General features: G+C 64.6%; 20 protein-coding genes. 9 read left to right on the top strand and 11 right to left on the bottom strand.

Features of this window, described 5'->3' with window-relative positions; all coding sequences use genetic code 11:
• Positions 1-204: 204 nt before the first annotated feature.
• Positions 205-1,185, top strand: a complete 981-nt coding sequence (locus LDO54_RS29825) for a D-2-hydroxyacid dehydrogenase (protein ID WP_224014787.1) — start codon at positions 205-207, stop codon at positions 1,183-1,185.
• A 102-nt stretch (positions 1,186-1,287) separates the two neighbouring features.
• Here LDO54_RS29825 and LDO54_RS29830 read toward each other — a convergent pair whose 3' ends face one another.
• Together LDO54_RS29830 and LDO54_RS29835 are read right to left on the bottom strand one after the other, a co-directional pair.
• A complete protein-coding gene (locus LDO54_RS29830) occupies positions 1,288-1,533 on the bottom strand; it encodes a hypothetical protein (RefSeq protein ID WP_224014789.1) in 246 nt (81 codons plus the stop codon).
• 123 nt (positions 1,534-1,656) lie between these two features.
• On the bottom strand, positions 1,657-3,294 hold the full coding sequence (locus tag LDO54_RS29835) for a gamma-glutamyltransferase family protein (protein WP_224014791.1): 1,638 nt from the start codon (positions 3,292-3,294) through the stop codon (positions 1,657-1,659).
• Between the two features lie 131 nt (positions 3,295-3,425).
• Here LDO54_RS29835 and LDO54_RS29840 point away from each other — a divergent pair, with 131 nt between their 5' ends.
• From LDO54_RS29840 to LDO54_RS29850, 3 genes are all read left to right on the top strand, one after another.
• Positions 3,426-4,286, top strand: a complete 861-nt coding sequence (locus LDO54_RS29840) for a LysR family transcriptional regulator (protein ID WP_224014793.1) — start codon at positions 3,426-3,428, stop codon at positions 4,284-4,286.
• 257 nt (positions 4,287-4,543) lie between these two features.
• Positions 4,544-4,888, top strand: coding sequence for a hypothetical protein (locus tag LDO54_RS29845; RefSeq protein WP_224014795.1), 345 nt, complete (start codon positions 4,544-4,546; stop codon positions 4,886-4,888).
• A gap of 170 nt (positions 4,889-5,058) precedes the next feature.
• Positions 5,059-6,660 carry a phospholipase D family protein gene (locus tag LDO54_RS29850; RefSeq protein WP_224014797.1) on the top strand — a complete coding sequence of 534 codons (1,602 nt, stop codon included), beginning with the start codon at positions 5,059-5,061 and terminating at the stop codon, positions 6,658-6,660.
• 12 nt (positions 6,661-6,672) lie between these two features.
• On the opposite strand, the gene hutG is transcribed toward LDO54_RS29850, so the two are convergent.
• The 6 genes from hutG to hutC all read right to left on the bottom strand — a co-directional run bounded on the left by hutG (position 6,673) and on the right by hutC (position 13,476).
• Positions 6,673-7,476, bottom strand: coding sequence for an N-formylglutamate deformylase (gene hutG, locus LDO54_RS29855; RefSeq protein WP_224014798.1), 804 nt, complete (start codon positions 7,474-7,476; stop codon positions 6,673-6,675).
• Positions 7,477-7,503: 27 nt separating this feature from the next.
• Positions 7,504-8,919 (bottom strand): formimidoylglutamate deiminase, encoded by a 1,416-nt coding sequence (locus tag LDO54_RS29860; RefSeq protein ID WP_224014800.1) that lies wholly within the window; start codon positions 8,917-8,919, stop codon positions 7,504-7,506.
• Positions 8,916-10,139 carry an imidazolonepropionase gene (gene hutI / locus LDO54_RS29865; protein WP_224014802.1) on the bottom strand — a complete coding sequence of 408 codons (1,224 nt, stop codon included), beginning with the start codon at positions 10,137-10,139 and terminating at the stop codon, positions 8,916-8,918. Before hutI ends, LDO54_RS29860 begins: the two co-directional genes overlap by 4 nt.
• Positions 10,136-10,795 (bottom strand): HutD/Ves family protein, encoded by a 660-nt coding sequence (locus LDO54_RS29870; RefSeq protein WP_224014804.1) that lies wholly within the window; start codon positions 10,793-10,795, stop codon positions 10,136-10,138. Before LDO54_RS29870 ends, hutI begins: the two co-directional genes overlap by 4 nt.
• Entirely contained in the window at positions 10,792-12,480 is a 1,689-nt protein-coding gene (hutU, locus tag LDO54_RS29875) for a urocanate hydratase (protein WP_224014806.1), read from the bottom strand. The genes LDO54_RS29870 and hutU overlap by 4 nt, the downstream gene beginning before the upstream one ends.
• Before the next feature lie 282 nt (positions 12,481-12,762).
• Positions 12,763-13,476, bottom strand: coding sequence for a histidine utilization repressor (gene hutC, locus LDO54_RS29880; protein WP_224014808.1), 714 nt, complete (start codon positions 13,474-13,476; stop codon positions 12,763-12,765).
• 212 nt (positions 13,477-13,688) lie between these two features.
• On the opposite strand from hutC, the gene LDO54_RS29885 reads away from it, so the two are divergent.
• The 5 genes from LDO54_RS29885 (at position 13,689) to LDO54_RS29905 (ending at position 18,026) form a co-directional block, all read left to right on the top strand.
• Positions 13,689-14,300: an alpha/beta fold hydrolase gene (locus tag LDO54_RS29885; RefSeq protein WP_224014810.1), complete on the top strand. Its 612-nt coding sequence runs from the start codon at positions 13,689-13,691 to the stop codon at positions 14,298-14,300.
• Between the two features lie 423 nt (positions 14,301-14,723).
• Positions 14,724-16,127: a TIGR00366 family protein gene (locus tag LDO54_RS29890; RefSeq protein WP_224014812.1), complete on the top strand. Its 1,404-nt coding sequence runs from the start codon at positions 14,724-14,726 to the stop codon at positions 16,125-16,127.
• 273 nt (positions 16,128-16,400) lie between these two features.
• Positions 16,401-16,934, top strand: coding sequence for an ankyrin repeat domain-containing protein (locus LDO54_RS29895; RefSeq protein ID WP_224014814.1), 534 nt, complete (start codon positions 16,401-16,403; stop codon positions 16,932-16,934).
• Positions 16,935-17,297: 363 nt separating this feature from the next.
• On the top strand, positions 17,298-17,663 hold the full coding sequence (locus LDO54_RS29900; protein ID WP_224014816.1) for a hypothetical protein: 366 nt from the start codon (positions 17,298-17,300) through the stop codon (positions 17,661-17,663).
• Between the two features lie 132 nt (positions 17,664-17,795).
• Positions 17,796-18,026 (top strand): hypothetical protein, encoded by a 231-nt coding sequence (locus tag LDO54_RS29905; RefSeq protein WP_224014818.1) that lies wholly within the window; start codon positions 17,796-17,798, stop codon positions 18,024-18,026.
• Positions 18,027-18,094: 68 nt separating this feature from the next.
• Here LDO54_RS29905 and LDO54_RS29910 read toward each other — a convergent pair whose 3' ends face one another.
• Genes LDO54_RS29910 through LDO54_RS29925 form a run of 3 tightly spaced genes read right to left on the bottom strand, consistent with a single transcriptional unit; the run spans position 18,095 to position 24,359 of the window.
• Positions 18,095-19,561 (bottom strand): efflux transporter outer membrane subunit, encoded by a 1,467-nt coding sequence (locus tag LDO54_RS29910; RefSeq protein ID WP_224014820.1) that lies wholly within the window; start codon positions 19,559-19,561, stop codon positions 18,095-18,097.
• Between the two features lie 4 nt (positions 19,562-19,565).
• Positions 19,566-22,727, bottom strand: coding sequence for an efflux RND transporter permease subunit (locus LDO54_RS29915; RefSeq protein WP_224014822.1), 3,162 nt, complete (start codon positions 22,725-22,727; stop codon positions 19,566-19,568).
• Positions 22,728-22,730: 3 nt separating this feature from the next.
• A complete protein-coding gene (locus tag LDO54_RS29925; RefSeq protein ID WP_356792003.1) occupies positions 22,731-24,359 on the bottom strand; it encodes an efflux RND transporter periplasmic adaptor subunit in 1,629 nt (542 codons plus the stop codon).
• Positions 24,360-24,370: the final 11 nt, after the last annotated feature.

A 24,370-nucleotide genomic window follows, 5' to 3' on the forward strand; every position in this document is an offset into this window, starting at 1 on the left:
GTAAGGTCCGCCGCGCGCGAATGCCTCCGCCCAGAACGACAAGCGATTTTCCGAACGGGAAAGGAAGCAGGCGCAAACGGCAAACCGGCGCACGCGGCGCGGCCCGACAATGCCAAGCGTTTCCGATACGAAAAAAACGACCGCCGCCGACCGTCGCGCCTCGTTCACGTGTTTCCGATCCGAAAGAAAATTTCGCCCCTGCTCATGTCCAATCCGACCCCGCCCATCCGCATTGTCTTTCTCGACCGCGCGACGCTCTCGCCGCAAACGGTCCTGCGCGCCTTGCCGTTCGCTCACACGCTGCACTGCTTCGAGCGCACGGCCGCCCAGGACGTCGCCGCCCGCATCCGCGACGCCGACATCGTCATCACCAACAAGACGCCGATCAGCGCCGAGGCGCTGGCCGAAGCGCCCTCGGTGCGCATGATCGCCGTCGCCGCCACGGGCACCGACAACGTCGATCTGCGCGCATGCGCCGCGCGCGGCATCGTGGTCAGCAATATCCGCGACTACGCGGTGCATACCGTGCCGGAACACGCGTTCGCGCTGATCTTCGCGCTGCGGCGCAGCCTCGTCGCGTATCGCGATGCCGTGCGCGCCGGGCGCTGGCTCGACTCGGGTCAGTTCTGTTTCTTCGATTTCCCGATCCGGGATCTTGCAGGGTCGACGCTCGGCGTCGTCGGCGCGGGCGCGCTCGGCCAGGCGGTGGCGGCCATGGGCCGGGCGCTGGGCTTGCGCGTGCTGTTCGCCGCGCACGGCGAGCGCGCGCCCGTATCCAGCGATCACGTGCCCTTCGACGATCTGCTCGCGCAAAGCGACATCGTTTCGCTGCATTGCCCGCTCACGCCCGCCACGCGTCATCTGATCGACGCGCGTGCGTTCGCGCGCATGACGCGCCGCCCGTTGCTGATCAACACAGCGCGCGGCGGTCTCGTCGATGAAGCCGCGCTCGTGGAAGCGCTGCAAAGCGGCGCGATTTCCGGCGCGGGCTTCGACGTCGTGTCCACGGAGCCGCTGCCCGCCGCGCATCCGTTCCAGGCGATCCTCGGGCATCCGCGCTTTATCCTCACACCGCACGTGGCCTGGGCGAGCGATGAAGCCGTGCAGGCGCTCGCCGATCAGTTGATCGGCAATATCGCCGCGTTTCATGCGGGCGAGCCGCGCCATGTCGTGTCGAAGACGTAAAGCCGTAAAACGAGGAATATCGGCGGCCCAAAAAGCAAAAGGCCCTTGCGGGCCTTTTTCACAGATCGCCAGGTTTCAAACCCGGCGCGATTTGCTCCGTGCTCAAACCGGCGTCGGATGCTCGATATGCCATTCGTCGACGGATTGGCGCGCCTTGTGCTCGACCATGCTGACACCCATCAGCACGTCGATCTTCAGCTTGGGCAGCGCCAGTTCGACGACAGGCAGCACGGCGTCGCGCGCGTGACCTTCGACGCCAGTAATTTCCGCGCGGCACAGCCATTGCGTGTCCGTCGCGTCTGCTTTCGTATCGACCACGATTTGAAAGCCACGGTATTCGATCGCCATTTTCTCTCCGACACCTGACAAAACGTAAGCATGATCGCTGCGTTGCAGCGGGTGTCTGAATATAGCACTGCTGTGCTGCCCCTTCAGTGAAGCAGGCGATCGGCTCAGCATCTGGAACAAAAATTAAAAACCCGCTGCGAGCCCGTCGCGCCGCGTATCGCTCGCGGCGACATAGCCGTGATCGGGATTCTCGCGATCGAGTTTCCAGATGAACTGGCCCGAGCCGAAATCCATATACGGGTCGTCGATGCCCTGAATGCGATGGCCGCGTGCCTGCAAGGCCTGCGCCGTCTGCGAATCGAAGGTCGATTCGATATCGAGCGTGAAATCGCGATTGACCTTCCAGCGCGGCGCATCGCACGCGGCTTGCGGCTGCTGACCGTAGTCGAGCATGCGCACGACGGTCTGCAAATGGCCTTGCGGCTGCATGTCGCCGCCCATCACGCCGAAGCTCATGACCGCCTCGTCGCGGCCCGCCACCTCTTGCGTGAGGAACGCCGGAATGATGGTGTGGAACGGCCGCTTGCCGCCTTCGACCACATTCGGCGAAACCGGGTCCATCGAAAAACCGCAGCCGCGATTCTGCATCGCGATGCCGGTGCCGGGCACGACGACGCCGGAGCCGAATCCCATGTAATTCGACTGGATGAAGCTCACCATCATGCCGCGTTCGTCGGCGGCCGAGAGATAGATCGTGCCGCCCGAACGCGGCATGCCGAAGTCGAAATGCGTCGCGCGCGCCGGGTCGATCAGCTTCGCGCGCGACTTGAGATACGCGTCGTCGAGCATCTGCTCGGGCGTCACGTCCATCGAGCGCGGATCGGACACATAGCGGTACACGTCGGCGAACGCGAGCTTCATCGCCTCGATCTGCAGATGTTGCGACTCGATGCCATCGCAGGGCAGCGACGCCACGTCGAACTGCTCCAGAATGCCGAGCGCGATCAGCGCGGCGATGCCCTGCCCGTTCGGCGGAATCTCGTGGACCTTGTAGCCGCGATACGTTTTCGAAATCGGCTCGACCCATTGCGCGCGATAGTTGCGCAGGTCGTCGAGCGCGAGCGCCGCGCCGCCTTCGCGCGCGAACGCTGCGATGCGTTCGGCGATATCGCCCTCGTAATACGCGCGCGGACCTTGCTCCGCGAGCCGCCGCAACGTGGCGGCGTGGCCCGGCAGGCGCACATGCTCGCCCACTTCGGGCGCGCGTCCACGCGGCATGAAGGTCTCGGCGAAACCGGGCTGATCGCGCAACTCGGGAATCGCCGCCTGCCATTTGCGCGCGACGATCGACGCCACCGCATAGCCGCGCTCGGCGATCTCGATGGCGGGCGCCATCAGGTCGGCGAACGGCAGCGAACCGAACTTTGCGTGCAGCGCCTCCCAGCCGGCGATCACGCCCGGCACCGTCACGGTGTCCCAGCCGCGCTTGGGCTGCTTCGCGAGACCGTGTTCCTCGCCGTGCTTGCGGCGGAAATAGTCGACGCTCCAGCCGGCCGGCGCCGTACCCGACGCATTGAGGCCGTGCAGTTTCGCGCCGTCCCAGACCAGCGCGAACGCGTCGCCGCCGAGGCCGCACGAAACCGGCTCGACCACGGTGATGGCCGCCGCCGCCGCGATCGCGGCATCCACGGCGTTGCCGCCCTTCCAGAGCATGCGCAGCCCGGCCTGCGCGGCCAGCGGGTGCGAGGTCGAAACGATATTGCGGGCGAACACCGGCAGGCGCGGTGTCGGATACGGGTTCTGCCAGTTAAAGCGCGTCATGAAAGTATCGATTCCGGTGAGGAGAAGCGTGGCCAGGCCGCACGGGGCGCACGAGCCGATATGCCGATTATCTTGAAGGTGCGCACAAAATAATATTAATATTTCGTTGTCGACACTTAAATTTTTCTTTCATGCTCACGCTACGCATGTTGCGCACCTTGCAGGCTGTCGCGCGCAGCGGCTCGTTCGCGACCGCCGCCGAAAAGACCGCGCTGACCCAGGCCGCCGTGAGCTTGCAGATGCGCGGCCTCGAAGAAGCGCTCGGGCGTCAGATTTTCGACCGCCGCGCGCGCCAGGTGGCGCTCACGCGCGAAGGCCGCGAAATCTGCGCGAAGGTCGAGCGCATACTCGAACTCGTCGACGAACTGCCGGCCGGCGCCGACGATGCGATACGCGGCTCGGTGATCGTCGGTGCCGTGGTCTCGGTGATCGGCGCGCTCTCGCTGGCCGTCGCGCATCTCAAGACCGAACATCCCGAACTCGAAGTCCGTCTGACTTCCGCGCGTTCGACCGAACTCGCGCAAATGGTCGAAGCGGGCGAAGTCGATCTCGCGGTGGTGGTCGGCAATATCGACGGTGCGCTGCACGACTCGCTCGCCTGGACGCCGCTCTACGAAGAACCGCTGATGCTCGTGACGAGCGCCGCGACGACAGGCAATCACGCGCGGCGCATCTTGCGCGAACGCGGCTTTCTGCGTTTCGATCGCCTCGTACCGACGGGCGCCGTGATCGACAACGCGATGCGCACGCTCGGCATCAAGCCGAACGAATATCTCGAACTCAATTCGATCGAGACCATCGTTTCTCTCGTGCGCAACGACGTGGGTGTGAGCGTGCTGCCCGTGCTGCACAACGGCCACTGGCACGACGATCCGCATCTGCGGCTGATTCCGCTCTGCAATCCGCCGTTCATGCGCACCGTCGGCATGATTCACCGGAAGTCGAATAAGCGCACACTGCTGTTCAATACGCTCGCGACGATGCTGCGTTAATCGACGGCGATTCGAATCGCGACATTATGTCTATGGCGCCCTGTTTTAAGGGCTTTTCGCTTCGATGAATAGAAGCATACGCCTGGCGTATTCACGCCAATCGGCTTGACGCGCGGCGCATTGAAAGTAAAATGAAAGTCGATGTCATCAAGCGCGCACACGCATTTACCGATACGTCGTGCCGTTATTAATTCGGCTGGATTTACCGATCCATTGCCGATAGTTAGTCATCCGTATCATCTATCGGAGAGTCAATAATGAAATCCAGAATCGCAACGACCGCCGTCGTACTGGCCGTGGTCGGCGCCATGATCGCCGGTTCGGTCATGGCGCAGCAGCCCGCGCCGGCCAATCCCGAACAGGCACAGGCCGCCGCCACCCACAACGACCCGATCGTCCAGAAGCGCATGGAGATTCGCGACGCGAATCGCGAACAGCGCTCGAAAAACGCCGACGCGAAGAAGGCGTACAAGAGCGAAGTGAAGCAGGCGCGCGGCGAACGCAATCAAGCCGCGCAGGAGTCTCACGCACGCGCGCAAGACGCGCTCAATACATCGACTGCGCCGAATGGCGCGGCGCCCGTTTCCCCCAACACGCAATAACACCCGGTCGGCAACACTCGCCACCACGAGCCGCAACCGCCTTTGCGCGGGCGCGGCTTGTGTGCGTTGTCTTTCGTCCGCCGAACGCCCGTCAAACGTGTACCGGACGCCCGCGTGGAGCGCGTCCAGGCAATCGCGTAAGCTAGCGTCAATTCACGCGCGGACCGTCCATGCCCAGCTTGCCCTTCACCCCGGTTGTGACCGCTGTTCGAACGCGTTATCGCGCGGCCATCGCCGGGTTGTGCGCCCTGCTCTGCGCGACGACCTTCACGGCATGCCAGCAATTACCCGCGCCCGGCCCGCGCACGCAGTCGACGACGCTCACGTCCGCGCAAGCGAGCGCCACGCCGCTCGGCCAGGCCATCGACACCGCACGCGCGGCTCATCCCGACCTGAGCGGCATCGATCCGCTGACGCAACCGCTGCAAGCCTTCGCGTCGCGCGTCGATCTCGTGCGCACGGCGCAGCGCACGCTCGACGTGCAGTACTACATCTGGCGCGACGATCTCACCGGCACGCTGCTGCTCGAAGAGTTGCGCGAGGCGGCCGACCGGGGCGTGCGCGTGCGTCTGCTGCTCGACGACAACGGCATACCCTCGTCGCTCGACAACACGCTCGCAGCACTCGACGCGCATCCGAATATCGAAGTGCGTCTGTTCAATCCCTTCGTGACGCGCAATCCGAAATTCATCGGATTCCTGACTGATTTTTCACGACTGAACCGGCGTATGCACAATAAGTCGCTGACCGCCGACGGCGTGGCGACGATACTCGGCGGACGCAATATCGGCGACGAGTATTTCGGCGCGACCGATGGCGTGGTGTTCGCCGATCTCGACGTGCTCGCCATCGGCCCCGCCGCCAGCGACGTTGCACACGACTTCGACCGTTACTGGTCGAGCGCCTCGTCGTGGCCCGTGAAGGACATCCTGCCCGCCGCGCCCGCGAATCAGCTCGACGCGCTCGATCGCGCCGCGCGCGCGGTGCGGGACAATCCCGCGGCCCGCGCCTATATCGACTCGCTCGAAGCGAAAACCGACGTGCGCCGTCTGCTCGACGGCACGCTCGATTTCGAATGGGCGCCCACCCGGCTTGTCAGCGACGACCCCGCGAAAGCGCTCGGCAAGGCGCCGCAAGCGTCGCTCATCCTCAGTCAACTCAAGGACATTCTCGGCGAGCCGCAACGCGAACTCGATCTGATTTCGCCGTATTTCGTGCCCGCCGAGGACGGCACGCGTTACTTCGCCGAACTCGCGCAACGCGGCGTGACCGTGCGTGTGCTCACGAACTCACTCGAAGCCACGGACGTCGTGCCGGTGCACGGCGGCTACGCGCGCCGGCGCAAGGCGCTGCTCGAAAGCGGCGTCGAACTGTGGGAATTGCGGCGCGCGGCGGGTGTCAACCCTGCGAAGGAACAGGCGCCCGGCATGTTCGGCAGCTCCGGTTCGAGCCTGCATGCGAAGACCTTCGCCGTGGATGCGCAGCGCGTGTTCGTCGGCTCGCTCAATTTCGATCCGCGCTCCGCGAATCTCAACACCGAACTCGGACTCGTGATCGAAAGTCCCAAACTGGCGAGTCAGATCGAAAGCGCGTTTTCGACGCGCATTCCGCAACTGGCCTACGAAGTGAAGCTCGCGCCGAACGGCTCGCTCTACTGGATTCGCCGCAATGGCGACAGCACGATCCGCTACGACGCCGAACCGAATTCGCGCTGGAGCACACGCCTCGCCGTGTGGTTCTTTTCGATTCTGCCGATCGAGTGGCTGCTGTAAACGCCGCGCGTGTTATCCGCGATTCAAAGCCTGCACCGCATCGAGCGCGCCGCCCACCATCGCGCTCAACACCGGCTGCACCTTCTGCGCGAGATCGGGCCGATAGTCGAATGGCGCGTCCTCGTTCATATAAGTCGACTGGCACATTTCGAGCTGCACGGCATGCACGCCGTCTTGCGGCACGCCGAAATGGCGCGTGATATAGCCGCCTTTGAATCGGCCATTCGCAATCGACGTGAATGCACTCGCGCTCGCGCCGCGCTCGACGGCCGCCTGCACCGATGCATGCGTCGTGCGTCCGTCCTGCGTGCCGATATTCAGATCCGGCAATTTATCGTCGAATAAACGCGGCAGCACGCTCGCAATCGAGTGCGCTTCCCACAACAGCACGTTCGCATGGTCGGCGCGCAGACGTTGCAGTTCCGCGCGCAGCGTGTCGTGATACGGCTGCCAATAAGCTTGCACGCGGCGCTGGCGTTCCGCGGCATCGGGCGCGCGGCCCTCGCGATAAATCGGCTCGCCGCGAAACGTTTCCGTGGGACACAGCGACGTAGTCGTCTGGCCCGGATAGAGACTTTCGTCGTTCGGCGGACGATTCAGGTCGATCACATAACGCGAAATGCGCGCGCCCAGAATCGTCGCGCCGAGCGCCTTCGCGAAGGCGTAAAGACGATCGAGATGCCAATCCGTATCGGCGACCGTGAGCGCGATGTCGCTGTACTGATCGCGCAAATCGGCGGGAATCGTCGTGCCCAGATGCGGAATCGAAACGAGCAAAGGCGCCGTGCCGCGTTCGAGCGTAAAGAGTTCGGTCATGATTCGGTCCGTTGAATGGCGGTGCGCTTACGCGTCGGCAAGCAGGCGCGCGAGCGTCCGGCGATAGTCGGCATAAAGGCGCGCTTCGTCGCGATGACGGCGCTGTTCGATCACTTTCTCGCCGCCGGTATAAACATCGAGCACCGGCGTCTCGCCGTGTTCGCAGAACACCACTGACGAGAGCCACGTGCGCGGCGTCTGCTCGGCGAGATTCGGATGCTGCGGATCGAGCACGATCCAGTCGGCGCGCGCGCCCGTTTCGAGCGCGCCCACCTGACGGCCCGTCGCCCGCGCGCCGCCTGCCAGCGCGCCTGCATAAAGCCGGTCGGCGACACAAGCCGTTTGCGGCGAAGCGAGCACGTTGCGCTCGCGGCGCACGAGACGCTGGCCGTATTCGAGCAGACGCAATTCCGCGCGCCAATCGACGCCGATATGGCTGTCCGAGCCCACGCCGAATGCACCTTGCGCGTCGAGATAATCGTGCGCCGGGAAAATGCCGTCGCCGAGATTCGCCTCGGTGGTGAGGCACAAGCCCGCGACCGCGCCGCTGCGCGCGAGCGCAAGCGTCTCCTGCGCGTCGACGTGCGTGGCATGCACGAGGCACCAGCGCGCATTCACATCGAAGCGATCGAGCAGCCACTGCACCGGGCGCGCGCCTTCGGTCTCGATGCACGCATCGACTTCAGCGGTTTGCTCAGCGATGTGGATATGCACGGGCGCGCCGGGCAAGGCCGCGTCGAGACCGTCGAGCATCGCGCGCAAGGAATCGTGCGAGACCGCGCGCAACGAATGCGGCGCGACGCCGTAACGCAACGCGCCCTGCTCGGGATGCGTTTCGCGCAGCGCTTCGATGTTCGCGAGCAACTGCTCGGGCGTGTTGATGAAGCGGCGCTGATCGTCGCGCGGCGCGCGCGCGCCGAAGCCGCTGTACTGGTAAAGCACCGGCAGCATCGTCATGCCGATGCCCGTGTCGCGCGCCGCGCCCACCACGCGCTGCGCAAGTTCGGCGGGACTCGCGTAACGCTGGCCGTCCTGCGCGTGATGCACGTAATGGAATTCGCAGACGGACGTATAGCCCGCCTTGAGCATTTCCACGTAGAGCCAGCGCGCAATCGCACCGAGATCGTCGGGCGTGATGCGCGCGGCGAAGCGATACATCAGATCGCGCCAGCTCCAGAAACTATCGGTGGGATTCGCGCGGTATTCGGTAAGGCCCGCCATCGCGCGCTGAAACGCGTGCGAATGAAGATTAGGCATGCCTGGTATCACCGGACCGGACGCCACCGCCACGCCTGCTGGCGCAGCGGGAAGATCGGCCTGCACACGCAGCAGCGTGCCGCGCGCGTCCCATTCGAGCAGGACGTTACGCCGCCAGCCTTCGGGCAGCCACGCGTGCGCCGCGAACAGCGCGCGATTGGAAGAATCGGAATTCAAGGTGTTCATGCGCGTTGACCGCGTTCGAAAACAGTTTGACCGCCGCGCACGACGCGCGCGCACAGCGGGCGGCCGATCCAGTAGGCCAGTTCGGCGAGCGATTGCACCTGCCAGACCGCGAAATCGGCGGGACGTCCCACGCCTAGCGTGCCGTGATGCGCCGCGTCGCCGAATGCCTGCGCAGCGTGACGCGTCACGCCTTGCAGCACTTCGGGGACGGTCATGCGAAACAGCGTGGTCGCCATGTTCATCATCAGCAGCAGCGAGGTCGCGGGCGACGTGCCGGGGTTGCTGTCGGTGGAGATCGCGATCGGCACCTCGTAGCGGCGCAGCAGATCGAGCGGCGGCAACTGCGTTTCGCGGATGAAGTAATACGCGCCCGGCAGCAGCACCGCCACGCTGCCCGCTTCCTTCATCGCGGCCACGCCTGCTTCGTCGAGAAACTCCAGATGATCCGACGACAACGCGCCATAACGCGCCGCCAGCGCCGCGCCGCCGCTATTCGACAATTGCTCCGCGTGCATTTTCACGGGCAGATGGCGGCGCGCCGCGGCTTCGAACACGCGCTCGCTCTGCGCGATCGAAAAGCCGATGCGCTCGCAGAACACATCGACGGCATCGACGAGACCTTCGTCCGCGAGCGCGGGCAGCATGCGTTCGCAGACTTCGTCGATATAGGCGTCGGCGCGTCCCGCGTATTCGGGCGGCAATGCGTGCGCGCCGAGAAACGTCGTGCGCACCGTCACCGGATAACGCTCGCCCAGTTGCCGCGCGATGCGCAGCATTTTGCGTTCGGTATCGAGTTCGAGGCCGTAGCCCGATTTGATTTCGACGGCGGTCACGCCTTCCGCGAGCAGCGGTTCGAGACGCGCGGCCGATTGCGCGAAGAGTTCGGCTTCGCTCGCGGCGCGCGTGGCGCGCACCGTCGAAACGATGCCGCCGCCCTGGCGCGCGATTTCCTCATAGCTCACGCCCGCGAGGCGTTGCGCGAATTCGTCGGCGCGCTGGCCGCCGTAGACCAGATGCGTATGGCAGTCGACGAGACCCGGCGTCACCCACGCGCCGCCGAGGTCTTCGCGCGGCCATTGCGCGTACGTAGCGGGTAGCGCCGACGCCGCGCCGAGCCACGCAATCGTGCCGTTCTCGACGACGATGGTCGCGTCGTCGATCGTGTCGCGCGGGTCGCCCTGCGCGCAGAGTTTGAGGTGATGCCAGACGGTTTGATTCATGGCGCTTTCGTGGAATGTCGTTGCACGTTCAGCGTAATGGCGAGCAGCGCGCCCTCGCCTTGCGTTTCGATTTCTGCTGCCTGCGCGCAGTCGATACGCAGCGTGTCGCCGGTTTCGAGCGCGATCCAGTCGCTGCCAGCGACGCGCGTACGCATGACGCCTTGCGCGCCATACAGCAGCACGGTATCCGTTTGCGCCGGAACGCGATGCGAACCCGCCTCGCGCCAGATATCGAGCGTGCCGCTCGCCACGTCGCGACGCACCATCAGGTTGAAATCGCGCGTCGCGCCATCGACGAGACGCGCATCGATGGGCGTCGCGCCGTCGAAGCGCGCGACGTCCAGCTCTCGCGTGAGCGCGTGTGTCGTCAAACCCATCGCATCGCGTTCATCGAGCAACATGCCCGCGCCTTCGAGCAACACCAGCGTGCGATCGACGCCCGCGAAGCGCGAAAACGGCCCCGCCTGCGCAACATCGGCGACGCTTACGCGCCACGCGAAGGTCACGTCGTGCGCAACGTCATCGGCCAACAAAGGCGCAGACTCAGCCGCAATCTCGCGCGTGACGCCGCCGCCGTTCTTCCACGGCGACGCCACGAGATCCGCGCCGCGCAGCAGCGTGAGCCGCGGCGCGTGCGTTGCGCGAACGTCGCTCATCGGCCCAGCATCGGCAGCTTGAGACCGGCTTCGCGCGCAGTCTGCTGCGCGAGTTCGTAGCCGGCGTCGGCGTGGCGCATCACGCCCGTGGCCGGGTCGTTGTGCAGCACGCGGCCCAGGCGTTCATGCGCCGCCTGCGTGCCGTCCGCGACGATCACCACGCCCGAGTGCTGCGAGAAACCCATGCCCACGCCGCCGCCGTGATGCAGCGACACCCACGACGCGCCGCCCGCCGTGTTCAGCAGCGCGTTGAGCAGCGGCCAGTCGCTCACGGCGTCCGAGCCGTCCTTCATCGATTCGGTTTCGCGGTTCGGGCTCGCGACCGAACCCGTATCGAGGTGATCGCGGCCAATCACGATCGGCGCTTTCAACTCGCCGTTCTTGACCATCTCGTTGAACGCCTGGCCTAGACGATAACGATCCTTCACGCCCACCCAGCAGATCCGCGCGGGCAGCCCCTGGAACGCAATGCGTTCGCGCGCCATATCGAGCCAGTTGTGCAGATGCGGATCGTCGGGAATCAGTTCCTTGACCTTCGCGTCGGTCTTGTAGATGTCCTCGGGATCGCCCGAAAGCGCGACCCAGCGGAACGGCCCCTTGCCTTCGCAGAACAGCGGACGGATATACGCCGGCACGAAGCCCGGGAAATCGAAGGCGTTTTCGACGCCCATTTCCAGCGCCATCTGGCGAATGTTGTTGCCGTAATCGAGCGTGGCCGCGCCGCGTTCCTGCAGCGTGAGCATCGCCTGGACCTGATGCGCCATCGACTGCTTCGCGACCTTCACGATGCTGTCGGGCGCGACCTTCTGCGCCTCGCGCCACTGCTCGACGCTCCAGCCTTGCGGCAGATAACCGTTGATCGGATCGTGCGCGCTGGTCTGATCGGTCACGCAGTCCGGCGTGATGCCGCGCGTCACGCATTCGGCGAACACGTCGGCCGCGTTGCCGAGCAGACCCACCGAAACCGGCTTGCCCGTCTGCTTCGCTTCTTCGACGATGGCGAGCGCCTCGTCGAGCGTCTTCGCCTTGCGGTCGACGTAGCGCGTCTTCAGACGGAAGTCGATGCGCGTCTCGTCGCATTCCACCGCGATCATCGAGAAGCCCGCCATCGTGGCTGCGAGCGGCTGCGCGCCGCCCATGCCGCCGAGGCCGCCCGTGAGAATCCAGCGGCCCTTCGGGTTGCCGTTGAAATGCTGGTTCGCGACCGAATAGAACGTTTCGTACGTGCCCTGCACGATGCCCTGCGAGCCGATATAGATCCAGCTGCCCGCCGTCATCTGGCCGTACATCATGAGGCCCTTGCGGTCGAGTTCGTGGAAATGCTCCCACGTGGCCCAATGCGGCACGAGATTCGAATTCGCGAGCAGCACGCGCGGCGCGTCCGCGTGCGTGCGGAACACGCCGACCGGCTTGCCCGACTGGATCAGCAGCGTTTCGTCTTCGCCGAGATCCTTCAGCGACGCGAGGATCTGATCGAAACATTCCCAGTTGCGCGCGGCGCGACCGATGCCGCCATAAACCACCAGCGCGTGCGGATGCTCGGCGACTTCCGGGTCCAGATTATTCTGGATCATGCGATAGGCGGCTTCCGCCAGCCAGGTCTTGCAGACTTTCTCGCTGCCGCGCGGCGCGCGGATCGTGCGGGAAGGATCGAGGCGGGGATCGGTGAAGTTCGGATGGTTCATGGCGTGCTTTCGTCTCGGCAGTGTCGGAAGGAAAGTTCGGGCGCGATACGGCGTCGCGACAACGTGAGGCCCAGTCTAACGCCGACAAGTTGTATATACAACTCGTTTCAATAAAACAAAGCCAGGGGATTACCCTGACGTTTCACGAGGTTTTTTAGCGTGTTAGCGGAGAATCGAGCGCTCTGAAGCGGCGCTCATTGACTAGACAAGACGACTACAAGACAAGCACGACGGGCGTGCCGGGCGCGCGCAGAAAGGCGCGCCGCGAAGCGGGAAAAGGCGTCAGACCGTGCCGGCCAGATGAAAACGCGAAGCCGGATGCCAGAGGCGCACCGAGGTCGCCACGTGCTGGCCCACCCACGTGCGGCGCAGCAGCAGCAGACAAGGCTCGCCGATTTCCATCGCCAGATACTGGCGCACGCGCGCGTCGGGCTTCTGCGCGTAGATGCGGAATTCCGCGCGCTGGATCGGCGCGAGCCGCACCATATAGTGATTGGGCGTTTCGACCGTGAAGTCCTGTTCGAGATACTCGGGAAACACCTCGGGATTCACGTAGCGGTCCTCGTACTGGATCGGCTCGCCCTCCTCGCTGTGCACGATGCGCGAGTGATAGACCGGCCCCTGGTCGAGTTCGAGCGCGGCTATGGCGCCGGCGTCGTCGCTGGCTTCGAGCGCGAGCACGTTGGCGCTATGGCGATGGCCGCGCGCGGCAATTTCATCGGCGATATTGCGGATCTGCAGCGCCGTCGATTCGTATTGGCGCGGCGCCACGTAGGTGCCCGATCCCCGCACGCGGTTCAGCACGCCTTCGGCCATCAGTTCGCGCAGCGCGCGCGAAGCGGTCATGCGCGCGACGCCGAATTCCTTCACCATTTCCGTTTCGGACGGCACGACGTCGCCGGGCTTGAGCGCACCGCTTTCGATCTGCGCGAGGACGTGACGCTTGATCTGTTCGTAGGCGGGCAGTGGCGCACCCTGAGCCGGCTTTTTTTGCATGGTGTCGAGCGGGAAATGGACCGGCCACATTGTACCGTTGACGTTCCGGCGCGCCGCTGCGCTTCGTTCACGCCACGCGCGAAGCCCGCGCGCTTGCGTGCTAAGATCGGCGGCTTCCGGTCCAGGCCGCCGGTCCGGGCCATCTTGCGGCGCGCGTTCGCGGCGCCGCTCCCCTTCACGCCACCTTCACGCGCGCTCCGAGCGAAACGACCTTGAACGCACCGACCCAACTCATTTTCCTGCCGGGCGCCTCGGGCGACCCCGCGTTCTGGCAACCGATGGCGAACGCGCTCACCTATGAGGCCGAGCATCAGTTCCTCGCCTATCCGGGCTTCGGCGCCGAACCGGCCGACCCCGACGTCGAAAACTTCGAAGACCTCGTGCGCCGCCTCGTGCAGCGCATCGACCGTCCGACCGCGCTGATCGCCCAGTCGATGGGCGGCGTGCTGGCCCTGCGCGCGGCGCTCGCGAAGCCCGCGCTCGTCACGCACCTCGTGCTGGCCGTCACTTCGGGCGGCCTCGACACGCAGGCGCTGGGCGCGAGCGACTGGCGCGAGAGCTTCGGCAAGGAGAATCCGCATCTGCCGGACTGGTTCCTGACGCTGCGCGAAGACCTCACGGGCGAACTGCCCTATATCCAGCAGCCGGTGATGCTGCTGTGGGGCGACGAAGACCCCATTAGCCCGCTCGCCGTCGGCGAAAAACTGCTGGAATTGCTGCCGAATTCCGAGCTCGATCTCGTGAACGGCGGCGGCCACGATCTGGCGAAAGCGCACGCGAGCGTGCTCGCCCCGCTCGTCGACGAGTTCCTGCAGCAAGCCTGACGTCATTCGCACGTCGCGCGCGTGGCGCCACGCCACGCGCGCTTTTCCCCTCTCCCCGGTCCCCTCTCCCCGCCTCGCTCTCCCACGCCTGCCGATCGCTCGCCCGATCGACGCTGCGCCTGCGCGCCGACTCGCGCCCCAACGCCTCCCGCGCCTTCTTTTCAGCTTTCACTTACTTTCAATTTGCATTCAATTCGCGTCGATCTGCCGCGAAAAAGCCGCGAACTGACGCGATTGCGGCTTGACATTCAGCAGGCATAAAGCGACCATTGGCCGGTTCGATAAACGAAACGTCGTTCGCATTGCGAACGCACGATAACAAGAACAACGAGCAGGCCGCCGCACGCATGCCGTGACACCTCGTGGCACGCCGCGCGTGGCGCACATCAGCTTGCAGCCACACACTGCGCGATTCATAACAGCATGAAAAGAGACAACCACTCCAACGCGTCATCCACCGCCCAGCCACCCTCCGCGAAAGGCCGCGGCGTCGTCGCCGCCCTCGTCTATGTGTTCGAGCGGGTCATGCCCGACCCCTTCGTCCTCTCGATCTGCCTCACTGCGTTCGTCGCCGTGCTCGCGCTCGCGATTGCGCCGCAAGGCCATATCCCGACGCTGCTCGACGCCTGGTACACGGGCACCTTCGGCATCCTCGGCTTCGCGCTGCAGATGATCCTGATTCTCGCGACCGGCTACGCCATCGCCGAAGCGCCCATCGTCCAGCGCGGCCTGCGCGCGCTCGCGGCCAAAGCGCAGACGCCCGCGCGCGCCGCGCTGCTGGTGTTTCCGGTCGTCGCCATTGCGGCGTGGCTGAACTGGGGCCTCGGCCTGATCGTCGGTGCGCTGCTCTCGCGTGAAATCGCGCGGCGCGTGAAGGTCGATTTCGCGTGGCTCGTCGCCGGCAGCTATTCGGCGTGGTCGATCTGCAATAGCGGCCTGTCGAGTTCCATCGCGCTCTCGCAGGCTTCGCACGGCAACGCGCTCAATCTGGTCGAAAAGGCCACGGGCCACGTCGTGCCGCTCGCCGAGACCGTGTTCGCGCCGTTCGTGTTCGTGCCGACCGTGCTGGTGGTCGTCGTGATGACCGCGATCTTCATCCGCATGCACCCGAAGGCGGAAGACGTCGTGCCCTTCAATCAGGCCGCGCAGGGCGAAGACAGCGCGCCCAGCGACGACCCGCACGCGCGCCTCAGCGACACGCCGTCGTTCGCCACGCGCCTCGAACAGTCGATGCTCGGCACGCTGCTGCTGCTCGTGCTCGGCGTGGGTTTTCTGGCGATGGAGTGGAGCGAGAAAGGCTTCGATCTCGACATCAACACGACCATCCTGATCTTCCTGCTGATCGGCCTCGCGCTCCAGCGCACGCCCATCGCCTACGCGAACGCGATCCGCCGCGCCGCCCGGCAGACCGGCTCGATGCTGCTGCAATACCCGGTCTACGGCGGCATCATGGGGATCATGAAAGGCACCGGCCTCGCGTCGATGATCGCCAAGGCATTCGTGACGATCGCCACGCCGGTTTCGCTGCCGATCTGGAGCTATCTCAGTTCGCTGATCATCACGCTGCTGGTGCCGAGCGCGGGCGGTCACTGGGCCGTGCAAGGCCCGTTCGTGCTGCCCGCCGCGCTGAGCCTGCACGCCTCGGTGCCGCGCACCGCGATGGGCGTGGCGATGGCCGAAAACGTCTCGAACATGCTGCAACCGTTCTGGGCCGTGCCGATCGTGGCGATCGCGGGCATCCGCATCCAGCGCGTGATGGGCTACACGGCCGTGACGTTCGCGGTCTCGCTCGTGATTTACGCGGTGGCGCTCTGGCTCGTGCCGTGATGCGCTGATCGCCGCTGCATGGGCCGCATGACATCGGCCTGCGATGCAGTCTCCGTTTGAGCGGCCCAACGGCGCCGCGCCCGCCGCGTCGGTCTCACGCGCGGCGGAGCGCGGCGCCGTTTTGTTTTTTGTTTTCGTGCGCGCCGCTTTCCTTGCGCTTTTGCGGCGCTTCGCTGCACTTCCGGGGACGCGCACTGCACGCGCGAATCGGCGACAATGGGGCTCGCCCGGCAGCGCGCGGGCGCGCCACCGACCGCACCGAAGGAGCCCGCCTTGACCGCCAACGCCCCATCCGCCGACGATTTCGATCCACGCCTCCTCGACTTCGCCCGCGAAGTCTTCGACACCGCGCGGCGCGGCGAAGCCGCCACGCTTGCCTCGCTGATCGACCAGGGCCTGCCGCCCAATCTGCGCAACGGTAAAGGCGACAGCCTCGTAATGCTCGCGAGCTATCACGGCCACGCCAACGCCGTGCGCGCGCTAGTGCAACGCGGCGCCGATCCCGACCTGCGCAACGACAACGGCCAGACGCCGCTCGCGGGCGCTGCGTTCAAGGGCTACACCGACGTGATCGCCGCGCTGCTCGACAACGGCGCCGACGTGGAAGGCGCCTCGCCCGACGGCCGCACCGCGCTGATGATCGCGGCCATGTTCAACCGCGTGGACATCGTCGAAATGCTGATCGCGCGCGGCGCGAATCCGTCCGCGCAGGATGGCGCGGGCAACACCGCGTTCGACGTCGCCAACGGCATGGGCGCCTCCGACGCCGCCGCCTGGCTCGCGCGCGCCAGCGGCAGGACCAGCTAGGCCGCCGCGGCTTCGCGCAGCGATTTAAGGGCTCGACTCCGGGCTGCAACACGCATCAACACGCAGCGCGCTCACCCCGAAGCGATGGCGCGATCCGACCGGCCGGGCCGAATGCGCCAGGCATCTATTTCGCCCTGCCGAACCGCTTTATGCCGCCCGATCTGCGCCGCCAGGTGTGCTGGCGCACGCAGTCCTGGTGACACTCCTGGTATGCATACGAACCGCCTCCAGGCGACGCTACATCTGTAGCCCGCGCAAGGCACGTCTGTTGCTCCACTGCGTTTACGTGATATTGTTTTGGCACTGGAGTCGTAACGTGCATGTGCCCGTCAATCGAACTTCGTCACCTTCGCGAGCGTCGCCATGAGTGATGTACGCCACCATCTAAGCCCGCGCGACCGCGTGGAATTGCTCTGCTGGCTCACGTGCGGGAGCCTCGGAGCGTACTACCTCAACGAATCCTGGCCCAACGCGGCGTTTCACGTGCAGGCGGCGCACAAGTGGCTCGACCGTCACGCACGCGAAGCCGACTGGCTCGCCATCGCGCGGCTCACCGCCATCGCGCAGGAAATCGCCAAGCAGCACGCATGGTTCGTCGACGCCACCTGGGCGCGCGACGCCGTCGAGGAAATCCTCGATACCGACGACCTCAATTACCAGGCGAAGCTGGTTCTGCAGGTGCTCAAGGACTGCGAACTCGCCCTCGCCGACCGCCGCGCCGCCGAATAAGCGAGAACGCCCGCCGCACGTTTCTCCATCAGACGATGGAGGCGGCGCGCCCGGCGCACGACCATACTCAGGAACGCCGCGCGAACTCCCGTTCGCGCACTCGCGGCCACGCGCCGCTGCGGGAGCGTTCCGATGATCCCCTCTCGATTCGCCAGCACGTTCGTCGCCATTTCGCTGTGCGCTTGCGCATCGGCGGCGAGCACCACGGCCTGGGCGCAGCGCGATACGCCGACGCCCGGCATGCATAGCGGCAAACAGGTGCAGAAAATCGCGCCGAAGACCGATCGCAAATCGCAGCACGTCGCGAAAGCGACGCGCGCCGAACCTCAATCGCTGCGCTATCTGCTAGCGGAATCGCCTTGAACGGCGCGTGTTGCCGCTTTTTATTCTCCGCGAATTCACTCTCTCTTTTTCAGCGACCGCTCCGCGCGTTACGACTGCGGAGCGGCTTTCGTCGCGCTGTTTGCGCCTTTCGTCTCCTGCGCGCCATCCGCATTGGCTTGCGGCGTCCAGCCATAACCGAGCGCCTTATACAGACTCACGATTTGCGCGAGTTGCTGATCCTGTAACGCCGATTGCTGCAATTGCGCGCTAAACAGACTGCGTTCCGCATCGAGCACTTCCAGATAACTCGTATAGCCGCCCTCGTAAAGATCGCGCGAAAGCGACGCATATTGCGTGAGCGCCTCCACCTGGCGCGTGGTCGCGTCGAGTTGATCGCGCGTGCGCGCCGCGCCGACGAGCGCATTCTCCACATCGGCGAACGCTTGCTGAATGGTCTGTTCGTAGCTCAGCAGCGCTTCCTGTTGCACCGCTTCCGCCTGATGCACCGATCCCGCAATCGCGCCGCCCTCGAAAATCGGCTGCGTGATCGACCCTGCGAACGACCAGACGCGCGCCGGTCCCGTCCACAAACCGGAGAGCGCCGTGCTGGCCGCACCGAATAATCCCGTGAGCGAAATCTGCGGAAAATACAGCGCGCGCGCCGCGCCGATCGACGCATTGGCGGACACGAGCGCCTGCTCGGCCTGAAGAACATCGGGCCGCCGCTCGATCAGCGACGAAGGCAAACCGGCGGGAATCTCGGGCGCGGACAATTCGGTAATCGATTTACCGCGCGGAATCGGCCCCGGATTCTGGCCGAGCAAAAGCGAAATGGCCGTTTCCTGCTGCGCGATTTGCTGCTGAATCGAATACACCGACGCTTGCGCGGATTCATATTCCGAACGCGCCTGACTCAATTGCAGTTTCGACACCACGCCGCCCGAAAAGCGCTCGTTAAATAGATCGAGCGCGCCTTGACGGCTTTTGAGCGTTTCCTGCGCAATCGTCAGCTGATTATCGTAATCACGCAATTGCAGATAACTCGACGCCACATTGGCGATCAACGCAATACGCGTGGCCTGCTGCGCCGATTGCGTGCCGAGATAATCGGCGCGCGCGGCCTCGGTCAAACGCCGCAGACGCCCGAACAAATCGAGTTCCCACGACGCCACGCCTTCGAGCTGCACCTGATTGCCAACCTGGGGCGGAAAACCGGGCGCGGGCACGCTGCGGCTGCGCGAGGCGCCGAAATTCGCGCCCACCTGCGGAAACAGCCCCGCACGCGTGACCACGTAGCGCCCGTAATATTCCTCGATGCGCGCGGCGGCGATGCGCAAATCCTTGTTCTGCGCGAGCGCCCTCGCGATCAGGTCGTCGAGCACGGGATCGTTGAATTGCGTCCACCAGTCGAGCGACGGATCGACCACCTCCGCGCCCGGCGAAGCGAAGCGATACGATGACGGCGTGTCCACCGTCGGCCTGTGATAGTCGGGCCCGACCGCGCAAGCGGCGAGGCAGGCCGCAAGCACCATCGGCGCGGTGCGCTGCAAGGCGCGCGGGAGTCTCGGCTTCATGGCTTCAACCCTCCTGCGCGGGCGGCGCCGACGGCGGCGGCATGGTCGGCTCGGCCTTCGGCTTTTTGCGCGACGACAGCGTTTCGAGGCCCCAGAAGAACATCGGAATGAAGAACAGCGCGATCACTGTGGCGCCGAGCATGCCGAAAATCACGCCAGTGCCGAGCGAGCGCCGGCTCGCTGCCGACGCGCCGCTGGCGATCGCGAGCGGCACGCAACCGAGAATAAACGCGAGCGAGGTCATGATGATCGGACGCAGCCGCAATTTGGCGGCGTGCAGCGCGGCGTCGTAAGGCGAAAGCCCTTCTTTCTCGCGCATTTCCACGGCAAATTCGAAAATCAGAATGGCGTTCTTCGCGGCCAGCGCAATCAGCACGGTCAACCCGATCTGGAAATACACATCGTTTTCCATGCCGCGTATGAAAATGCCGACCAATGCGCCAAACAGCGCGAATGGCACCGCGAGCAGCACGCCAATCGGCAGCGACCATTTTTCGTATTGCGCCGCGAGAATCAGGAACACCATCAGCAACGCGAATGCAAACACGAGCGCCGCCGTCGAGCCCGCTTTCTTTTCTTCGTAGGCCTGGCCGCTCCATTCGTAGTTGTAGCCGTCGCCGAGCGTTTCGCGCGCGATATTCTCCATCGCCGCAATTGCCTCGCCGGAACTGTGACCCGGCGCGGCATCGCCGGTAATCTTGGCCGCCGGGAAATTATTGAAGCGATTCACGATATCCGCGCCCGGCACGAAACGCACGGTCGCGAGCGCCTTGATCGGCACCATCTGGCCGCTGGTGTTGCGCGCGTAAAGCTGCTGAATATCTTCAGGGCGCGTGCGATATTGCGGCTCCGCCTGCACGATCACCTGAAACAGACGGCTGCCCTTCGGGAATTGACTCACATACGACGAGCCGAACATCGTCTGCAACGCGGAATACACATCCTGAATCGGCACACCGAGCGTTTCCGCGCGCTCGCGATCGACTTCCACAAGCAATTGCCGCGAATTCGTATTGATGGTCGAATTCACGCTGCGCAACGCGGGATTCTGGCGCGCCTTCGCAATGACCTGGCGCACTTTCTCCTCAAGCTGCTGATAATTGCCGTCGCCGGTGCTTTGCAGCCAGAATTCAAAGCCGCCCGTGGTGCCGAGGCCCGGAATCGAAGGCGGATTGAGCGGCACCACCGCGCCGTCCTTGAAACTCGAAAACGCCTTGTTCGCTTCGCGAATCAGATCCTGCGCCGAGCCGTTTTCGCCGCGATCCTTGAAGCCCTTGAGCGTGATAAAGAGCGTGCCCGCATTCGATTTATATTGCGAATCGATCAGGCTATAACCGATAGGCGCCGCCACCGAACTCACAGCGGGCTGCTTCGCGAACCAGTCTTCCGCCTTCTTCGACAATGCGCCGGTGCGGTCGAGACTCGCCGCATCGGGCAATACGACCGCGCCGAGCAGATAGCCCTGATCTTCCACCGGCAAAAACGACGACGGAATACTCTTGAAGAGTCCGCCCGTGGCGATCAGCATCACGACGATCAGTCCGATCGAGAGCAGCACGCGGCGAATCGCGCTCTGCACCCAGCTGCCGTAGCCCTCGGTGAGTTTGTCGAATTTCTCGTTGAACCAGCGGAAAAAGCGGTTCCTTTTCTGCTCGCCCGGTTTCAGCAGAATGGCCGCGAGCGCCGGCGAAAGCGTGAGCGCCACTACGCCGGACAGCACCACGGACACCGCGATCGTCACCGCGAATTGCTTGTACAACTGCCCGGTAATCCCGGAAAGAAACGCCACGGGAATAAACACCGCGAGCAACACGAGCACGATCGCCACGACGGGCCCGCTGACCTCATCCATCGCGCGCTTGGCCGCTTCCTTCGGTGGCAATTTGAATTCGCTCATATTGCGCTCGACGTTTTCGATCACGACGATCGCATCGTCCACCACGATGCCGATCGCCAGCACCATGCCGAACAAGGTCAGCATATTGATCGAAAAGCCGAACGCCTCCATGCCGATAAACGCGCCGATGATCGATACCGGCACCGCGAGAATCGGCACGAGCGTCGCGCGAAAACTTTGCAGGAAGATATAGACCACCAGAATCACGAGGATCACCGCGTCGCGCAGCGTATGCACCACTTCGCCAATCGACTCGTGCACGAATTCGGTGGTGTCGAGCGCGACTTCGTATTTCAGGCCCGGCGGGAAATTCTTTTTCAGTTGCTCCAGCGTGGCGCGCACCTGCTTGGCGACTTGCAGCGCGTTCGCGCCCGGCTGCTGATAAACGGCGATCAGCGTTGCCGTTTTGCCGTTATAGCGGCCACGCAGCGAATAATCCTTTGCGCCGAGTTCCGCGTGACCAATATCCTTAATGCGCACAATGGCGGCGTCGGTCGAACCCGCGCGCAGAATGATATTGTCGAAATCGACGGGCTCGGTCAGCCGCCCTTTGGTGGCCACCGGGAACGTCTGCTGCACCGGTTCGGTGGTCGGCGATTGCCCTAATCGGCCCGCGGAAAACTGCTGATTCTGCGCGCTGATCGCGTTCTGCACATCGGCGACTGTAATGCCCAGTTTCGCCATACGGTCGGGCTTGAGCCAGATGCGCATGGCGTAATCGGCGGAACCGAAAATCGAGGCCTGATTCGCGCCCGGAATGCGCTTGAGCGCATCGAGCACGTAGACGTTCGCGTAGTTCGCCACATAAGCCTGATCGTAAGCGTTATCGGGCGAATAAATCGCGACCACCATCATGAACGCCGACGAGCGCTTCTGCACCGACACGCCCTGCGCCGTCACCGCATCGGGCAGCGTGGGCAACGCGAGATTCACGCGATTCTGCACGTCCACCTGCGCGAGCGACGGATCGGTGCCGATATTGAAATACACCGTGAGCGTCATATTGCCCGTCGAGGAACTCGACGAGCTCATATACATCATGTCGTCGGCGCCATTGACCTGCTGCTCGATGGGCGCGGCCACATTCTGCGCGACGATGTCGGCGCTCGCGCCCGGATAGGTGGCGCTCACCGTGATCGTGGGCGGCGCGATGTCGGGAAACTGCGCAATCGGCAGATTGAACATCGAGACCAGCCCGGCGACCACGAGAATGATCGACAGCACCGACGCGAAAATCGGCCGGTCGATAAAGAAGTGGGAGAACTTCATCGCTCACCCTCCCGTGGAGGGCGAGAGCGTGACGTCCACGCGTCGAGACTTGTCGGGCGGATCGGTGGCGACGATGCGCGCGGGTTTGCGCATGTCGATGCGCGCGTTCTGCACGCCCGCCACGATCAGCGCCGCACGCACGGTCGCCGCGCGCGAAGCGGCCAGCCGTTCGTTCGCGGCGTAAGAGCCGCTCGCATCGGTGTAGCCCGAGATGATCACGTGCGTGTCGGGTGCGCTCGCGAGATGCTTCGCGACCGCGGCCAGGGCGCTTGCCGACTGCGCGTCGAGACTGGCGCTGCCGACCGGGAAATAGAGCGGCGTGCGTGGCGCAGCGTTCGTTTCGGCAGAAGCCGAAGCTGATGACGATGTCGACGCGCCCGGGCTGGATGCGCTCGCGGCGTTCGTGCCTTGCTGCGTCGACTGCTGTTGCGCCGAATCGTTAGGATTCCCACCTTGTTCATTAGCGGCATCCGCCCCGGGAATCTTCACGCTGGCCGGCGGCGTCGCAACCAGATTCGCCTTCACGACCGCGCCGGGCATCAGCCGCAAGGTATTGTCGACCACCACGCGGTCGCCCGCCCGCAGGCCGGAGCGAATCACCCAGTCGTTGCCGTTCCACTCGCCCGTTTCCACCGAGCGCTGCTGCGCCTTCGAATCCTTGTCGACGGTCCAGACATATGCGCCGCGCGGCCCTTGCATCACCGCGTCCTGCGGCACCGCCACGGCGCTCGCGCGGTCCGCGCCGAGCAGCTTGATCCGCACGAACTGGCCCGGACGCAGCGCGCCATTCGGATTCGGCACTTCGGCGCGAATCAGATAGGTGCCGGTTTCGGTGCTCAGCGCGGCATCGGTAAAGGCAATGCGGCCGCGAGAGGGATACACGCTGCCGTCCGCGAGCACGATCACCGCTTCGAGCTTGCCGATCTGCGGCAGCTTGAGCGCGCCGCTCTTGACCTGGGTCCGCAGATCCAGCATCTCGTTCTCGGAGAGCGAGAAGTTGATCCACATAGGGTCGAGTTTCGCCACGTAAGTGAGGAGGCTGTTGGTGGCGTCGATATACGAGCCGTCCTGCTTCTTGGCGAAACTCGACAAGCCGGTCACGGGCGCGGTGATCGTCGTATAGCCGAGATTGAGGCTCGCGCTCGTGACGTTGGCGCGCGCCTGTTCGAGCGCGGCCGCGGCGGCCTGTTGCTGGCCGAGCGAATCGTCGAGGTCTTTCTGGCTCAAGGCATTCTTGGCGACGAGCGGACGCACGCGGTTCAGGTTGGCCTGCGCCGTGTCCAGACGCGCCTTCTGCTGCGCATATTCGGCGTGCGCTGCGTCGAGCGCGGCCTCGAACGGCTTGCGGTCCATCACGAACATCACGTCGCCCTGATGAACCAGCGAGCCTTCCTGATAGACGCGCTTTTCCAGAAAGCCATTCACGCGGGCGCGGATCTCGACCTGCTGCGAGCTTTCCGTCTGTCCCACATAATCGAATGCCACCGGCACGTCGCGCAGCGCGACGTCGATCACATCCACATTCGCGGGCGGCGGCGCGGACGCGGTGGGCGTCTTCTCATGGCACGCGGCAACCCCAAGCAGCAATCCCAACGACAAGCACAAACGGGCAACCCGAATTCCGCATGCCATGCTGTTCTCTC

Origin of the sequence: Paraburkholderia tropica, from assembly GCF_914484835.1 — a bacterium.
Taxonomy (GTDB): domain Bacteria; phylum Pseudomonadota; class Gammaproteobacteria; order Burkholderiales; family Burkholderiaceae; genus Paraburkholderia; species Paraburkholderia tropica_A.

Excerpts from the sequence above, each read along its gene's own strand:
- hutC (WP_224014808.1), bottom strand. The coding sequence starts at position 13,476 with ATGCAAAAAAAGCCGGCTCAGGGTGCGCCACTGCCCGCCTACGAACAG.
- LDO54_RS29870 (WP_224014804.1), bottom strand. The coding sequence starts at position 10,795 with ATGAGCGACGTTCGCGCAACGCACGCGCCGCGGCTCACGCTGCTGCGC.
- LDO54_RS29850 (WP_224014797.1), top strand. The coding sequence starts at position 5,059 with ATGCCCAGCTTGCCCTTCACCCCGGTTGTGACCGCTGTTCGAACGCGT.
- LDO54_RS29915 (WP_224014822.1), bottom strand. The coding sequence starts at position 22,727 with ATGAAGTTCTCCCACTTCTTTATCGACCGGCCGATTTTCGCGTCGGTG.
- LDO54_RS29840 (WP_224014793.1), top strand. The coding sequence starts at position 3,426 with ATGCTCACGCTACGCATGTTGCGCACCTTGCAGGCTGTCGCGCGCAGC.
- LDO54_RS29905 (WP_224014818.1), top strand. The coding sequence starts at position 17,796 with ATGATCCCCTCTCGATTCGCCAGCACGTTCGTCGCCATTTCGCTGTGC.
- LDO54_RS29830 (WP_224014789.1), bottom strand. The coding sequence starts at position 1,533 with ATGGCGATCGAATACCGTGGCTTTCAAATCGTGGTCGATACGAAAGCA.
- LDO54_RS29900 (WP_224014816.1), top strand. The coding sequence starts at position 17,298 with ATGAGTGATGTACGCCACCATCTAAGCCCGCGCGACCGCGTGGAATTG.
- LDO54_RS29860 (WP_224014800.1), bottom strand. The coding sequence starts at position 8,919 with ATGAACACCTTGAATTCCGATTCTTCCAATCGCGCGCTGTTCGCGGCG.
- LDO54_RS29925 (WP_356792003.1), bottom strand. The coding sequence starts at position 24,359 with ATGGCATGCGGAATTCGGGTTGCCCGTTTGTGCTTGTCGTTGGGATTG.
- LDO54_RS29910 (WP_224014820.1), bottom strand. The coding sequence starts at position 19,561 with ATGAAGCCGAGACTCCCGCGCGCCTTGCAGCGCACCGCGCCGATGGTG.
- hutI (WP_224014802.1), bottom strand. The coding sequence starts at position 10,139 with ATGAATCAAACCGTCTGGCATCACCTCAAACTCTGCGCGCAGGGCGAC.
- LDO54_RS29825 (WP_224014787.1), top strand. The coding sequence starts at position 205 with ATGTCCAATCCGACCCCGCCCATCCGCATTGTCTTTCTCGACCGCGCG.
- hutG (WP_224014798.1), bottom strand. The coding sequence starts at position 7,476 with ATGACCGAACTCTTTACGCTCGAACGCGGCACGGCGCCTTTGCTCGTT.
- LDO54_RS29845 (WP_224014795.1), top strand. The coding sequence starts at position 4,544 with ATGAAATCCAGAATCGCAACGACCGCCGTCGTACTGGCCGTGGTCGGC.
- hutU (WP_224014806.1), bottom strand. The coding sequence starts at position 12,480 with ATGAACCATCCGAACTTCACCGATCCCCGCCTCGATCCTTCCCGCACG.
- LDO54_RS29835 (WP_224014791.1), bottom strand. The coding sequence starts at position 3,294 with ATGACGCGCTTTAACTGGCAGAACCCGTATCCGACACCGCGCCTGCCG.
- LDO54_RS29890 (WP_224014812.1), top strand. The coding sequence starts at position 14,724 with ATGAAAAGAGACAACCACTCCAACGCGTCATCCACCGCCCAGCCACCC.